The sequence below is a fragment of the Paenibacillus contaminans genome (assembly GCF_003285015.1).
Lineage (GTDB): Bacteria > Bacillota > Bacilli > Paenibacillales > NBRC-103111 > Paenibacillus_V > Paenibacillus_V contaminans.
In genome coordinates this window covers 414,189-427,818 of the sequence record NZ_QMFB01000001.1, presented here as the reverse complement: position 1 = coordinate 427,818, position 13,630 = coordinate 414,189, and the positions used below count along the sequence as shown (strand labels likewise).

Annotated in this window: 15 protein-coding genes; 1 reads left to right on the top strand and 14 read right to left on the bottom strand. The window is 47.6% G+C overall.

What is annotated here, in order from left to right:
• Positions 1-65: 65 nt before the first annotated feature.
• The 7 genes from DQG23_RS02020 to DQG23_RS01990 all read right to left on the bottom strand — a co-directional run bounded on the left by DQG23_RS02020 (position 66) and on the right by DQG23_RS01990 (position 6,932).
• The gene (locus tag DQG23_RS02020; RefSeq protein WP_113029110.1) at positions 66-1,262 is read right to left on the bottom strand and encodes a DegT/DnrJ/EryC1/StrS family aminotransferase; all 1,197 of its coding nucleotides are present in this window, start codon (positions 1,260-1,262) and stop codon (positions 66-68) included.
• A 267-nt stretch (positions 1,263-1,529) separates the two neighbouring features.
• Positions 1,530-3,104 carry an extracellular solute-binding protein gene (locus DQG23_RS02015; RefSeq protein ID WP_113029109.1) on the bottom strand — a complete coding sequence of 525 codons (1,575 nt, stop codon included), beginning with the start codon at positions 3,102-3,104 and terminating at the stop codon, positions 1,530-1,532.
• Positions 3,105-3,150: 46 nt separating this feature from the next.
• A complete protein-coding gene (locus DQG23_RS02010; protein ID WP_113029108.1) occupies positions 3,151-4,020 on the bottom strand; it encodes a carbohydrate ABC transporter permease in 870 nt (289 codons plus the stop codon).
• Positions 4,021-4,035: 15 nt separating this feature from the next.
• The gene (locus DQG23_RS02005; protein WP_238177711.1) at positions 4,036-4,989 is read right to left on the bottom strand and encodes an ABC transporter permease; all 954 of its coding nucleotides are present in this window, start codon (positions 4,987-4,989) and stop codon (positions 4,036-4,038) included.
• A 309-nt stretch (positions 4,990-5,298) separates the two neighbouring features.
• A complete protein-coding gene (locus DQG23_RS02000; protein WP_113029107.1) occupies positions 5,299-5,736 on the bottom strand; it encodes a VOC family protein in 438 nt (145 codons plus the stop codon).
• Between the two features lie 54 nt (positions 5,737-5,790).
• Positions 5,791-6,261: an SRPBCC family protein gene (locus DQG23_RS01995; RefSeq protein ID WP_113029106.1), complete on the bottom strand. Its 471-nt coding sequence runs from the start codon at positions 6,259-6,261 to the stop codon at positions 5,791-5,793.
• Positions 6,262-6,338: 77 nt separating this feature from the next.
• A complete protein-coding gene (locus tag DQG23_RS01990; RefSeq protein WP_113029105.1) occupies positions 6,339-6,932 on the bottom strand; it encodes a hypothetical protein in 594 nt (197 codons plus the stop codon).
• Between the two features lie 131 nt (positions 6,933-7,063).
• On the opposite strand from DQG23_RS01990, the gene DQG23_RS01985 reads away from it, so the two are divergent.
• Entirely contained in the window at positions 7,064-7,600 is a 537-nt protein-coding gene (locus tag DQG23_RS01985; RefSeq protein WP_113029104.1) for a hypothetical protein, read from the top strand.
• Positions 7,601-7,677: 77 nt separating this feature from the next.
• On the opposite strand, the gene DQG23_RS01980 is transcribed toward DQG23_RS01985, so the two are convergent.
• The 7 genes from DQG23_RS01980 to DQG23_RS01950 form a co-directional block, all read right to left on the bottom strand.
• Entirely contained in the window at positions 7,678-8,160 is a 483-nt protein-coding gene (locus DQG23_RS01980; RefSeq protein ID WP_113029103.1) for an NUDIX hydrolase, read from the bottom strand.
• 149 nt (positions 8,161-8,309) lie between these two features.
• On the bottom strand, positions 8,310-9,203 hold the full coding sequence (locus DQG23_RS01975) for a hypothetical protein (RefSeq protein ID WP_113029102.1): 894 nt from the start codon (positions 9,201-9,203) through the stop codon (positions 8,310-8,312).
• 181 nt (positions 9,204-9,384) lie between these two features.
• Positions 9,385-10,146 (bottom strand): metallophosphoesterase family protein, encoded by a 762-nt coding sequence (locus DQG23_RS01970; protein WP_113029101.1) that lies wholly within the window; start codon positions 10,144-10,146, stop codon positions 9,385-9,387.
• Positions 10,147-10,576: 430 nt separating this feature from the next.
• Positions 10,577-11,692, bottom strand: coding sequence for an RNA-guided endonuclease InsQ/TnpB family protein (locus DQG23_RS01965; RefSeq protein ID WP_420330198.1), 1,116 nt, complete (start codon positions 11,690-11,692; stop codon positions 10,577-10,579).
• On the bottom strand, positions 11,589-11,996 hold the full coding sequence (locus DQG23_RS43670) for a helix-turn-helix domain-containing protein (protein ID WP_420330197.1): 408 nt from the start codon (positions 11,994-11,996) through the stop codon (positions 11,589-11,591). Before DQG23_RS43670 ends, DQG23_RS01965 begins: the two co-directional genes overlap by 104 nt.
• A gap of 202 nt (positions 11,997-12,198) precedes the next feature.
• Positions 12,199-13,020 carry an RNA polymerase sigma factor gene (locus DQG23_RS01955; RefSeq protein ID WP_113029098.1) on the bottom strand — a complete coding sequence of 274 codons (822 nt, stop codon included), beginning with the start codon at positions 13,018-13,020 and terminating at the stop codon, positions 12,199-12,201.
• A gap of 208 nt (positions 13,021-13,228) precedes the next feature.
• A complete protein-coding gene (locus DQG23_RS01950; RefSeq protein WP_113029097.1) occupies positions 13,229-13,606 on the bottom strand; it encodes a VOC family protein in 378 nt (125 codons plus the stop codon).
• Positions 13,607-13,630: the final 24 nt, after the last annotated feature.

Here is a 13,630-nt window from a genome sequence, read left to right as displayed (position 1 = left end):
CTCTCACTCCCGTATCCGTTTTACGTTTAATAACATATACGTGATTCCCGTACCAATTCCTTCCTCTATAACCCGCTTGCTTTCAGAACTTTTCGCAGAGCTGCCGCCACATCATACATATCGGCTTCCGAGCCGAGCAGCACATTCTGATGCAGCCATAATCCCTCACGCTCGGCAAACCGCTCGCTTACCGGACAAAACTGCTCGCGGCGTTCGCCGGTCCATTTCTCGATGTCGCTTATGATCGCCCCGTTCTTGTTCAGCGTTACGTAGCCGGGATGAAGCGGCACGCCTTCCGCATTGACATGCCGGATGAACGCTTCCTTGTCCGCTAGCTCGGCGGCGTCCGGCGTCATTGCGAACATGTACATGTGATGCGCATGCTGCGTCATTCGCGGATCGTGCCTGAGCGTACGCAAGCCCGGCATGTCCGCCAGAAGCTCGTCAAGCAGCTTCGCATTGCGGTCGCGGTGCAGCAGCTGTTCGTCGTAACGCGTCAGCTGCGCCAGTACGATCGCGGCTTGAAACTCCGTCATCCTGAGGTTCCAGCCTACCCGCTCATGCTGATACCACGCACCGTTGCGGACACGCCCAACATTGGCGATCGACCATGCGGTATCCGCAAGCTTCTCGTCATTCGTCAGCAGTATGCCTCCCTCGCCCGCGGTCACGTTTTTACCGGATTGAAAGCTGAACGAGCCGAAATCGCCAAGCGCGCCGACGGGCTTTCCGTCCCAGCTTGCGCCTACACCTTGCGCCGCATCCTCCAGCAGACCAAGGCCGTGCTTGCGGGCGATCTCGCCCAGCCGGGTCATATTCGCCGAAGCGCCTGCTATGTGCACCGCGATAATCGCTTTTGTCCTAGGCGTGATTGCGGCCTCCACCTTCTCCGGATCGAGAAGCAGCGTGTCCGGCTCGACGTCGACGAACACCGGGATAGCGCCGAACAGCAGCGCGCACGACGCCGTTGCGATGAATGTGTACGGAGGCATGATCACTTCGTCTCCTGGCTGTACGCCCAGCGCCTGCAGCGCCACCGTCAAGCCGATCGTTCCGTTAACTACGGACACGGCATACTTCGCATCATGCATGGCGGCAAACTTTTCCTCCATGACCGGAAGCATGTTGCGTGTCGATCCGCCCCATTTACCCGACCGGACTACCTCTAGGATAAGCTCTTCTTCCTCTTTGCCGAATATCGGCCATTTGGGGAACGGATTCGTTCTCACCGGCGTCCCGCCGTTAATCGCAAGTGTATTCATTTTTACTCTCCTCCCGAAAGACCTCTAAGTTGTACGCCTGCTTGCTTTGTATACCCGAAAATATCTATGGATGTATTAGTCTCAAGGCGTTTGATTGTGTCGAGCGTCACCGTCATGAAATATTGTCCATGAAAAAGGTACCCCCGATGCTTCCTTATCGGGACATCGGGGGCTCCTTTCCCGCATATGTTTGCGGCCAAGCATTGCACGGATACGAAGATTCAACCTATTCTCGTTTATCCGTTCCTGTCCGCTTCAGGATCAGGACTATTTTTGCGTTTTGTTATACCATTCCGTCGCTTCTTTGATCAGTTGATCGCCGCCGCGTTTTTTCCAGTCGTTGACGAAATCGTCGAATTTGTCGACCGATTCTTTGCCTGTAATGACCTTCGAGGCAAATTCCAGCCATAGGCCGTCATAATTCAGCTCGGGGCGTGATTGCAAGGTAGGCATTACCGGCATGCCCAGTCCGTCGTCCTTGATGCCTTCCGTTTTGGCGATCGCCAGCGATGCGAGAATTTTGTCGCCGCCCGGACGGTTTTTGATAAACGATTCGTCGGTCAGATGCTTTTTCGGCCCAGTGAACGCCAGCCAGCTCTGATGCATGAACTCCGCGGACGTTTCCTCCGCCGTTTTCGGATAGTTGTATTTGACAGCTCCGTTATCCATCGTAAAGTTATCGCCTTCGAGCCCGAATTCCAGAAAGTCGTCTTTCGCCTTATTCGCCGGATCATAGAACCAGTCCAAGAACTTGATGATTTGTTCGGCGTTTTTGGCCGATTTCGGGATGACCCATACATAATCGGATACCGTCGAGTTGATGTTGTCTACGCCACCCGGCTTGCCGCTCGGTCCTACAGGAGAATTGATGACGGATACTTTCGCCGATGGCACACTCGCTTTGACGTCGTTTTCCCATTTGTCCGGATAGGATGCGTCATGCGCCCACATGCCTACTACGCCGGTTCCTTTAATTTTGTTGTCCCAGTCTTTACCCGTCATGACGAGGAATTCGTTGTCAAGCAGCTTCTCTTCGTACAGCTGGCGGTGCAGCTTGAGCGCATCTTTCATTTCCGGACGGATGAAGTTTGGCGTCAGCTGTCCATCGACAAGCTTCCACAGCTTCGGATGCACATCATAGGCGCCGAAAAATGCCGTTCCGAACGAAAACTTCGATCGCGCGGAGAACGGAATTTCGTCTTTCTTGCCGTTGCCGTTAGGGTCATTGTCGCGGAATGCGCGAAGTACCTCGATGTACTCTTCAACCGTTTTCGGCGCCTTCAAACCGAGCTTGTCCAGCCAGTCCTGTCGGATATACGTAACCGTAGTATTCAGGATCGGATTTTCCTGCGGGATACCGTATATTTTGCCGTCCTTGCTTACTCTCGCCGAATCCCAAGATTCCTTCGGGATATATTTTTTGAGGTTCGGCCCATATTTGTCGATCAGCTCGTCAAGCGGCTGAAGATTGCCGGCATCGATTGCAGGCGCTACCTCCTGCGTATTGATGCCTTTCGTTTGCAGAAGCTCCGGTAATTCGCCGCTTGCGAACATAAGCGTAATGTTTTGCGAATAGTTTTCGTGCGGGATGAGCTGCAGATTGAGATCGGTGCCGGATAGCTCCTCGAGCTTCTTCACATACTTATCGTTATTGATATCCCTCGACCCAGTGACGTACGGAAGATTCCCCGTTCCGAGCGCAACCGAGATTTTGGAAACGGCCGGCGTTTCGCCGCCGCTTCCTGACGTTTTGCCGTCATCCTTGGAAGCGCCGCAGCCTGCGAGCGCCGTCGTTACCAGTGTCGTGCCGACGATCAGTGACAATGCTTTTTTCATTTTCATGACTTGACCCTCTCCTTAGCTCTTGTTGTTAGAGTTGTTTATATGATTACCCTTTGACTGACCCAAGCATCGAGCCTTTCATGAAATGCTTTTGAATCAATGGATAAACAATCAGAATCGGCAGCGTCGCGAACAGGATCGACGCCATTTTGATGCCTTCCGCGGATTGCATGGTCGCTATCGCGCTTGACATCATCGAATCGACATCGCTTTCTACGATCAGCCTGCGCAGCTTAAGCTGCAGCGGATGCAGGTTCGGATCACGGATGTACATCATCGCATTGAAATAGCTGTTCCAGTGGCCTACCGCATAAAACAACCCGATTGTCATAAGCGAAGGCAGCGATAGAGGCAAAACGATTTGAAATAACGTGCGGTACTCGCCGCAGCCGTCGATTTTGGCCGAATCCAGCAGGCCGTCAGGAATGTTGCGGAAGAAAGAGATCATAATAACCATATTAAATGCACTGATGAGTCCCGGTACGATAACCGACCAAATCGTATTCAGCATGCCAAGCGATTTGACCAGCAGGTATGAAGGGATCATCGGAGCTTGAAAAATCATCGTGAACAGCACGAGCAGCATGATCAGCGAGCGGCCCTTCAAATCATGCTTGGATAAAGCGTATGCCATCAGGCATGTCAGCAGCAAATTGAGAAAGGTCCCGACTACCGTTATAAGGACCGTTACGCTAAACGATTGCCATATCGTCGGATCCGCCATGACCGCCTTGTAATTGTCGAACGTAAAATCGACCGGCAGTATGCTGACGAGTCCCTGCTTAATCGCGAGCGAGCTGCTGAACGAACCAGCGATAATATGCACGAACGGAATCAGCATCGTGATGCCGAATATCGTCAAGAAAGCGTAGTTAAAAGCGGAAAATATTCGCTGAGGCGGAGTCAGTTTATTCATCTCTTTACACCCCCTTTAATAAATGGAATTGCCGGTCGTCCGCCGGCTGATGAAATTCGCTCCGATCAAAAGAACGAAACCGATCACGGATTTAAATAATCCGATTGCCGTCGTATAGCTGTATTGGGCGCCCAGCAAGCCGACCCGGTAAATATACGTATCGAACACCTCGCCTGTTTCCGTGACGAGCGGATTCAGCAGCGTATAGATTTGCTCGAAGCCGAGATCGAGAATATTTCCGATACGCAGCAGCAGCATAACCATGATCGTCGGCAATATGCTCGGAATCGTGATGCTGATTGTTTGACGCCATTTGCCCGCTCCATCAACTTCGGCGGCTTCATACAGGTCGGGATTAATGCCGGCAATGGCAGCCAAATATATGATTGTGCCCCAGCCCACTTCCTTCCAAATACTCGAAATGACGATGATACTGCGGAAGTAGTCGGGCTCCTGCATGAAGAAAACAGGCTCTCCGCCAAACCACTTGATCACATCGTTCAGCAATCCGGTGCTTGGAGACAAAAAGTTGATGACGAGTCCGCCCACGATTACCCAGGATATGAAATGCGGCAAATAAAGAACCGTTTGCAGCGTCCGTTTAAACATCATTTTGCGAACTTCGTTTAACAGGAGCGCCAGCGCAATCGGCGCCGGGAATCCGAACAACAGCTGGTAAAAGCTGATCAGCAGCGTATTTTTGAACACGCGGTAAAACTCGGGATAGGCGAACAAATTGTCAAAATGCTTCATCCCTACGAATTTGCTTCCGAATACTCCGTCGAACACGTTGTAATCCTGAAAGGCGATGATGCTGCCCGCCAGCGGAATGTACTTGAACACGACGAAGAACAGCAGGCCGGGAACGATCATGGAATAAATCGGCCAGTGCCTCGCGAAATACGACTTCTTTTTTAATGACGAGGAGGGCAGCGGCTGCTGCTTATCCGTTAAGGCTGTCGTTGTCATGTTTCCATCCTCTCTTCCTTCTTTGCTTGTCTTCCACTCTACCGGAAACTTGAACACGCTTACATGTTTTTTCTTGCGAAAACTTGTTTTTATTTGACCGTCTTTACGAGGCTTTAATAAAAACATTATTTTACAAAATAAAAAAAGAGCCCGCTCGAAGCAGACTCTTACTAGTGCAGAAAATTTCACTTCTTATGAGGTTAGGCTCGCTATTCTCCGGGTAAAATGTACGTTCTCGCCAGACTCCCTACTCATTACCTTTGCCACGTTATAAATCCGAAGTTAAAAAACATAACGGTATATGAGCATTTATAGGAACGTTTCCTTGATCTCATCTTGCGGATCCCAAATCGACCAGGCTCCCTCAAGCAGATTCCCCTCATTGTCTCTAAAATAAAAGTATCTCGCTTCTCCCTGACCGAGCGGCGATAAGTCGCCAACTTGAACCCCATTATTCTTAAGGAAGTTATAGGTATGTTCAATATCCGGACAGTTTAAGGCGAGTATGGGAAAAGCAGCTCCGTTTCTTGTAATCTCCAGCGGCTTATTGTCCGATGTTTCGATGAGCAGCAAGGCAATGGCATGCTTATGGGGGTAATGCAGAACGGCAATTTGAGAGCCGCGGTCATTAAACTTATTGATCAAACGAAGCCCTAAATGATGCCGATACCATTCAATGGACTCGTCGATCTTCGTAGTAGGGATATAAGTATACCCTGCCCGTGTTACTAAAAATGGTTTGTCCATAGTCGCCAACACTCCTTGAATTTGTGTATGTTACAACCAGTAATACACAGGCATCTACTGACGATTAACGTGGGCGTCGGGAGCCTTGTCCCCGACAAGATTCAAGGAAATACCGTGCTCGAGAAGCGCTTTTAGGCCGCAGAGCACCATGGTGTATCCACCTGTCGAATCAATCGCTTGATTGACGACCTCATCTCCGCTCCCTGTAAAACCCGAGTTTATAATCGTGACAAAGGTTTCGTCATCTGCTCGGCGTGTTAATATCCACTCAACTTGGGTGCCATCCGACGATTCGATCAAAATGCGTTTGTTTGGCTCAATTTCTTTCACGCGAACCTCGTCATGTACACCGTACATCTCCCAATCCCACCGGACGAGCTTGCCCGTTTCCAATCTGCCGCTGCTTTTGGTAAACCAAAATTTCGTCGTGATTGCCGGGTCGACAAAAGCCTCGAACACTTCTTCAGCCGGTTTGCGAATTAACATTTCCGCCCTGACGACAGGGATATTACTTATAGTTGCCATTTGTACTTCTCCTTTCAGCTTGTTTGTTCTCATAAACATATCATTTACCAGGCTTTATGCTTTCCAAACTTATCCGGTTATTCCCTCTCAATCGGCACTCGGACTATCGTAGTCCATCTATCGGGATTCGGACTGCACCAGTTTACTAATATTTCTCGACGATCGCCTCTAATTTTGAACCCGTTATTGTGTACATATTCTTTGATTTCATCAAATGTCTTGTAAGAATCTTTATGATATCCATGGTGAAGCTTTTGTACGCATATGCCTTGTTCCATTTGAACCAGTTTCGTTTCAGGTACCGCCTGAATATTTTTATATTTTTTACACACATACGCTCTAGCTTGTTCATACATGTCGAAAGTTACGATTTCGGGTATTTGCATAACTCGGGTAAACGACCATTGCCGTTCATCAAGCTTCTCATGCCATATATACTCGGGCGGCATCAGCCTAAACGGATATCCTAAATTCTCTTTTGTCATTCGTTTCAGTTGATTTACGATCTTAGGAATCGGCCATCCATCCTCTTCCGGCAGTCCCATCCAATTCAAGCCGGATTTCCCTTCCATTGTTATGAATTGTAATGCGGGAATTTCCAAGACTTCAATGGAATCCGATTTCATTTCATAATATTGTCTCAGAAGCTTCCTGTGATCTTGTACCAGCATGACGAGGCCTCCTCTTCATTTAAAGAACCGTGAAGTCTATGAAACGGGCTTTACCTTTAGGTACTGGCTGTTCCGTAATATACCTTTCCGTTAATAGAATAGTGCAGGGTAATCTATAAGGAGGTCACATGATGGCAGCTGCAAGCCAAAAAGCGCGTGTACAGCTTTCGCCGCCGCAAAACATCTATTTCAGCAAGATTCTGTTCTCAGTCGGTAATGATCCGCTTGTTCGCGTTGATCCTCTAATTCAAATATCAAACGATTTCATCATTACGATACGAGTGAACGGAGATCAGAAAGCCCGAGCTCTAGCAACTTTACTTGTACTTAGCAGACAGATCGGTTCAATCCGTATTCTAGTAAAGGTGAGGAACGCCCAAGGCAAGTTAATCGAACCTATTCAGCGTACTCTTACTCCTTGTGAAGTCGCAAAACTTTACAACCTCGCCTTCAAATCCAACCGGCTGTTTAAATTTGCCGTCTCTCGCAGACTTCCTTTCATTGCCGTGTTCCCAGTTTTTAAAGCGAAGGTCGTCCAATTTTTTGCCGATAATTTGGCGGATCTTTTCCGCAACATAAACGATGTGGCGGCATTCGTCTTCCGTGACGTATTGAAGCAAAGAATAGGCAACACCGCGATCGCCTTCTCCACCGCGGAGAAAAAGTAAAAGCGATTCCCATAATCGGTTTAACGCAACCTTCAGGCTGCCGGCACTCCCGGCAGTCTGTTTCGTTTACTATTCAATTACTCCCCCATTACCTTCCCATTGTCTTCGTTCATTTGAGGATGAAAAAGCGATAATGAATATTGCTTTCCATTTAGGAGGTTATTCGTTATTTGTTTAATCACACCCGCGTCACGTAATTCAATAAGACCGGGAATCAATAGTTCCGAGGCGGTTATCCATTTGCAATCCATGATTTCACTACCGTCGATTTGAAGGATACCGCCAACGATTTCTCCAATAAAATGAAACATAATAACCTGATTATTCGTGTCACTAATAAAATTGTAAATACCCGTTGTTCCGGTAAGTTCAATATCATAGCCTGTTTCTTCTTTGGCTTCCCTTCGTGCGGCTTCGAAAATATGCTCCCCTTGCTCGATCCTGCCGCCTGGAAAATTCCATTTATTCCTGACCGCAGGCTTGTTTTCTTTCACCATCAGAAGCTTGCCGTCTCGAATTATAGAAACGCTTACGACCAACACAATTTCTGCTTTTGACATGTTAGCTTTCACCTCTTCATTACAAACGGGCATAAAACTTTTTGTTATAGAACATTCGTTCTCGTTCGTGTATAAGAAAAACCAAATACCCGTTCCGATTTTAAAAAGGCTGCCAATCAGAATGCGGCAGCCGTTTACACGAAATAGGATTATGTAAAAAATGCAGGAAGTTCACTCTTTAATTGATAGGGGTCGGTTTTCTTAAATACCTCCAACCGCTCCATTTCTCGACTGTTCATATTAGAGTTATCCAGGTCGGACTCGATAATAAATCTTCTTGTCCAATCTTCAGGCGAATCGTAGAAACTAATAATTTCGTTATATGCAAATTCATTGATGAGTCCGAGAGTAAAGGCTTCTTTGAATAACGGCTTCTCGACAATCAGCGGCGATACGACAGAAACATGATTGGCTTGCAGGTTCAGTACTCCCTCTTGACTGCGAACAGCGACGGAAAGCGTCTCCGTAAACGCTGTGCCTGCATGCTTCAGCATAGGGATCCATCTATTCGTATAGCTGCTGGCTAAATTGATAATATCTGCCACATGTAAAACTTTACTGCCCCGTACATCAAGCTCGATTGAATTCCCTTCATGATCCGTGACCAAATATTCCCCGGATTTAAACAAGCAGATGTGAGGCAAATTGAGTTTCTTTGCAAAGGGAATGGAAAAGAACCAATCTCTTCTTTCTCCGCCTGATATTACGATAGGTTTGTGGGAGCTGTGCGATGTGTAATAATCCACTAATGCGTTTATTGAATTGTCGTACGATTCATCATTAGCTATAGTGTGCTGGATTACTTCAAATATCGCTTTCGCTTGAGCTTCCTTTGGATGATCAGCCTTCAAAATATGGTTAATTTTCTCTAAAGCCGCTTCCGCTCCGTGCTCTCCGGCAATGTTCTGGGTGTTGATATAAAACGGGCCGGGTTTTCCAGACGTATACCAAAATGCTCCGTCGTTCCTGCTTTTACGGACGGCAAAACCGTTTGTATCGATCAATCGTTCCAGCAGCACTTGCGATGTACGTTTTGCGCTCATTGGATAAAATCCCTACCTTAGGTTTTTTACAACATTATACACTATTTATACGTCTATGGGTCCACCTGGAAAATGAGCTGGAAATGAACTGGAATGCTTATTGGCTTGAGTTATTGATAACAATTCAGCGATTAAGACACTCCACGCCGACTATCTTACGATACACGCACTTCTTCGCCATTCAGTTAACAAGCTGCTGCCAGAGCTCTTGATAATAAGGATATTTTGCGTATCGAATTCCGTATTCAAACAGTTCCAAATCCGGCATCGCGTTCTGTCTTGCAATTCGAATGACTTTATCGAAATCGTAACTTACTCTTCGCAGCTGTACGCTCACATTTTTATCGTTCAAATCCAGGATTGCATAGCTTGCCCTGTTATCTCCGTCAAAAGGAATACCGACACTGCCGCAGTTCACAACCATCCTGCCTCTTGCCTGACGCACGAACGAATGATGAATATGACCGAATAGCACGATTTGGGTGTTATCATTCCGATGAAGCTTTTCGAGATCTTCAATTGGAGCCCAAGGGTATGTAACGGTTATCATAGAATCAGGAGAAGCATGATACAGTTCAAGATTCACACCCTCTATCTTTAAGCGCTCTTGCATAGGAAAATTTCCTATCCATGATTGTTCAGCCGCGGAAAGACGTGAAATATGGTATTCGAATGCCCGCATTTTCAGCTCCTCTTTAAAAGTTGCCGGCCTCCAATCCTTACTTTCCGGAAATCGGGTGAACATATGATCGTAATTCCCTCTGACCAAAGCCAATGCTTCAAGAGATTGTAACAGCTCAACGCATTCCGAAGGCTGTGGCCCCCGCATCGTCACATCGCCCAGAAAAACGATCGCGTCGGGGCTTTGCTCCTTAATATCCTGAATCACCGCTTCAAAAGCGACTGCATTACTATGCGTATCCGATAGAACAGCCAAGCGCATGTTATCTCGATCCTCTCGATATGAAGTTTAAACTTCATATCATAAGCTCTTTGCGGATCTGTAATGATCGGGAATTCCTTGCCTCAGGTACCTGCTCCAGCAAGCGATTTCCCGCAAAAAGCAGGCCGCTTGCTCACGAGCCTAACTAATAACCGTTATGGAATTAGCTTGCCCCAGCGGATCCGCCGCTCTTCGTTTAAGAACGTCGATCCACGCATCATAAGCTTGTAATCCGTTCGCATAACCGATGAACCTCCCCTACTTACGCTTCGCTTAGAAGTAGGGGTTTCTTACCATCCCTACTGTTATACTCTACAAGCAAATAGGTTGGCTACTTGCTTTCGCTTTACGCGGAGATCTAACGGCATGGTTCCGTAAGCAACACTTTTGCTAGTGGGTGGGTACTCACCTTCTACTACTTCTCGCTCGACTACGCGATACGTAGATACTTGATCGTTTGCGTTTCGCCCAAATACCGGATTTCTGCGTGTAGATATTTGGACAAGATTCCTTTGCTCCCGTGTACATCCCGATGTTCGCAATAACCACAGGAACAATTGTAGATTCTTGCAGAAGACTTCTTCATTCTGCCGCAACAAGGACATTGTTGACTTGTATAGCTCTCGTCGATCGCTTTGATGCTTGTTCCGTGTTTTTCAAGCTTATAGGCCAGCTGCTTCCGGATTTTTCCAAAACTCCAATTGGACAGTTTTTGACTCACGATCTTTCGCTTCTTCTTTTTCGTATGGCGCTGCACGCCCTCCACTTCGCCGATCACCACTTCTTTGACATCGCTTTCCACGCACCACTGCACGAATTGCTTTGTCGTTTTGTGGATCACATCCTGCAATTGACGCTCGCTTTTGCCGAGTACGTATATTTTCGCCTTCTTGTACTTTTTCCATTGCCGACTGCCCTTCTTGCATTTGCTCATAAGCTTCTGAAGCTCGGCTAGCTTCTTGTTCCGGAGCCGGTGGATGCTTCTTGCTTTCCTTCCCGTAATCACAATCGACTGGTTTGCGGTCGTCGTGGCCGCGATGGAATGGATTTCGCCCAGATCCACACCTGCAACTTCGCGGCCCTCGTTAACCGCAGCCGCTTTCCCGTCGTCATAACTCATGGACACCATCAGTTTTCGGTCAAATACCAGTTCAATTTCTTTGATCGCGGCATCCGGTATGCGGGGAACAAGGATCGTAATCGGCTGCTGCCGCTTGCCGTTCTGGACCCCTAGACTCAAGGTTATCGCATTACCCTTAATTTTGAACGATTGGTCTACCCATTTGGTGTTGAAGTACTTCTTGTTTTTGTAAGGGTATTTGGGATTCAACCCTTGGCTTCTCGCTTGTTTGGCGCTGTCTCTGGCAAACAGATATTTGTGGCAAACCGCCTGTACGGACTGGGAGTGCAACGGGAAATGATGCTTCAATGCCGCTTGAAGCTCAGTCTTTCCGATCCATTTCCTTTTGTGCTGCAGCGTATAGTTTTTGGAGACGATCAGACACTGGTTCCAAATTTCCGCCGAAATCCGGTTGCATGCAAACAGCCGATCCAGATCGGCTTTTGAAGCTTGAAACGCCGTTTTGACACATCGGATCACGTTGCTCTCCTCTCTTTCCCTGGATTTGCGGTTCTACTTCGCGAAGCCAGTCAAAATCCGTCTTGAACGTTGCCGGTGTCCGGTATGTTTGCCGATTCGGTCGTTCGGCATACGCATGATCGTATTTGGACTTGTTCTTACATTCCGCCAGTATCTGATTGTAGAGAAACCGGAGACAGCCAAATGTTTGACGAATCATCGACTCATGTTCAGATGTAGGATAGATACGGAACCGATAAGCCTTATTTATACACGCACCCCCATAAGCAGATTATACTATAATAAGGGGAATGCACGTTCCCCTTTCTCCTATCAAACAACAAAACGAAATGCACCGATTCATCCCCCCTCCAACACGTTCACTACGTGAGTATGGTTGTTTAGAGGTCGGGGACTTCTCGGCTCTTAAGTTAAATGTCGGCTCACCGCCCCGGGCATGGCGAATCACAAACTTAAACATTCGCATTGCCTGCAATACTTGTTAACGAAATTTCCGGATTGTCCAGCATAAGCGCATGATGGAGACGGTTGTTGAACTTCAGCACCGAGGTTTGGTAAGGCTCAAGCATAACCTTTTTGTCCAAGATTTTTCTCATCGTCATCTTCTCTTCCTTCCGCCGCATGATATAATCGCGGATTGTCGCAGCCATGCGCTCCTGCATCATTTTATGGCGCGATCGGGAGATAAGCTTATACACGTTGCCGGTTGTCAAGCCGAACAGTTGAGCAATTTCTTGGGGGGAGCACTCGTCAAAAAAGTGCGCTTCGAATACGCGTCGCTCGCGTTCCGTTAAGCAAGGCAGCAAACCGCGTACCATATCGATAAATTCCCGTTTCTCCAAGTTTTGCTGCGGATCGGTTCCCGCATCACTACCGCCGGCAGAGCTTAGACGATCCGATAAATAGTGCAAAATGGCGTCCATGTCTTGTAAGTCTACGTCCCGACGGTGCAACGATGGCAAGGAATAACCGGATATCGGCAGCTCGCGCTTATAAGGACCGCCGCGTCTCATGCGCATTAACGCCTGGTTCGTCACGATCTTTCTCAGCCAAGGCAGAAACCTTGCCGCATCGCTAAGCGATCCGAGATGAAGAAAAGCTCGCACCAATGCATCCTGAACGATATCCTCGGTCAGATGATGATTTCGCGTAATTTTGCTCGCCCATGTAAATGCTTTCATTCTGTGCCGAACGACCAGCTCGTCGAAAGCAATCCGATCCCCATCGCGCGCAAGTTGTGCGAGCCTTTCGTCACTCTCGTCGCAAAGCCCCAAGGGCTCCGATCGATCCGGCTTCGTGGTCAGCTTGAATCTCTCCTTTCCGCAATCTATATCATGTTGATGCCGCAGAATCAGAAAATCTGACGGATTACTTATTTCGCTATGGAGCTTACACGAATTGATTTACGCCCAAATCAAGCCTCTACAATAAAAGATACGGGAGCCGCAGGGAACGAGTTCCTCCGAGGTCGTATATAAACGATCATTTGTATTCGAGCACGAGAAGAACATTGCCGTTAGGATCGAAGAACTTTACTATTTTCGCAAAACCTTCATCACTATAGCTAACGATGTCAATGTTGCTACCCTTCAAATCCTCGTGCAACAATTCTATGTTTTCGGATACCATGACGAAAGCAGGCATTTGTTCTCCGTCTTTAGTAAAATTTATTGTCGTTTCATCATCCGTTTGCCACAAATTGATATGATCGTTCTCATTCAACTGCAGAAACGCAAGCCTGCTGTTTCCTCTGCCTTTTAATTTAAAGCCGAGATTTTCTTCATACCATTGAATGGAATCCTCTAAACTCCTGACTGGAATTTGCACATTCTCAATACACTTCACTCGTTGGTAGTCCATATCGAGCCTCCTCAATCGATTAGC

Coding starts and splice junctions, on each gene's coding strand:
- DQG23_RS02020 (WP_113029110.1), bottom strand. CDS start 1,262: ATGAATACACTTGCGATTAACGGCGGGACGCCGGTGAGAACGAATCCG.
- DQG23_RS02015 (WP_113029109.1), bottom strand. CDS start 3,104: ATGAAAATGAAAAAAGCATTGTCACTGATCGTCGGCACGACACTGGTA.
- DQG23_RS02010 (WP_113029108.1), bottom strand. CDS start 4,020: ATGAATAAACTGACTCCGCCTCAGCGAATATTTTCCGCTTTTAACTAC.
- DQG23_RS02005 (WP_238177711.1), bottom strand. CDS start 4,989: ATGACAACGACAGCCTTAACGGATAAGCAGCAGCCGCTGCCCTCCTCG.
- DQG23_RS02000 (WP_113029107.1), bottom strand. CDS start 5,736: ATGGACAAACCATTTTTAGTAACACGGGCAGGGTATACTTATATCCCT.
- DQG23_RS01995 (WP_113029106.1), bottom strand. CDS start 6,261: ATGGCAACTATAAGTAATATCCCTGTCGTCAGGGCGGAAATGTTAATT.
- DQG23_RS01990 (WP_113029105.1), bottom strand. CDS start 6,932: ATGCTGGTACAAGATCACAGGAAGCTTCTGAGACAATATTATGAAATG.
- DQG23_RS01985 (WP_113029104.1), top strand. CDS start 7,064: ATGGCAGCTGCAAGCCAAAAAGCGCGTGTACAGCTTTCGCCGCCGCAA.
- DQG23_RS01980 (WP_113029103.1), bottom strand. CDS start 8,160: ATGTCAAAAGCAGAAATTGTGTTGGTCGTAAGCGTTTCTATAATTCGA.
- DQG23_RS01975 (WP_113029102.1), bottom strand. CDS start 9,203: ATGAGCGCAAAACGTACATCGCAAGTGCTGCTGGAACGATTGATCGAT.
- DQG23_RS01970 (WP_113029101.1), bottom strand. CDS start 10,146: ATGCGCTTGGCTGTTCTATCGGATACGCATAGTAATGCAGTCGCTTTT.
- DQG23_RS01950 (WP_113029097.1), bottom strand. CDS start 13,606: ATGGACTACCAACGAGTGAAGTGTATTGAGAATGTGCAAATTCCAGTC.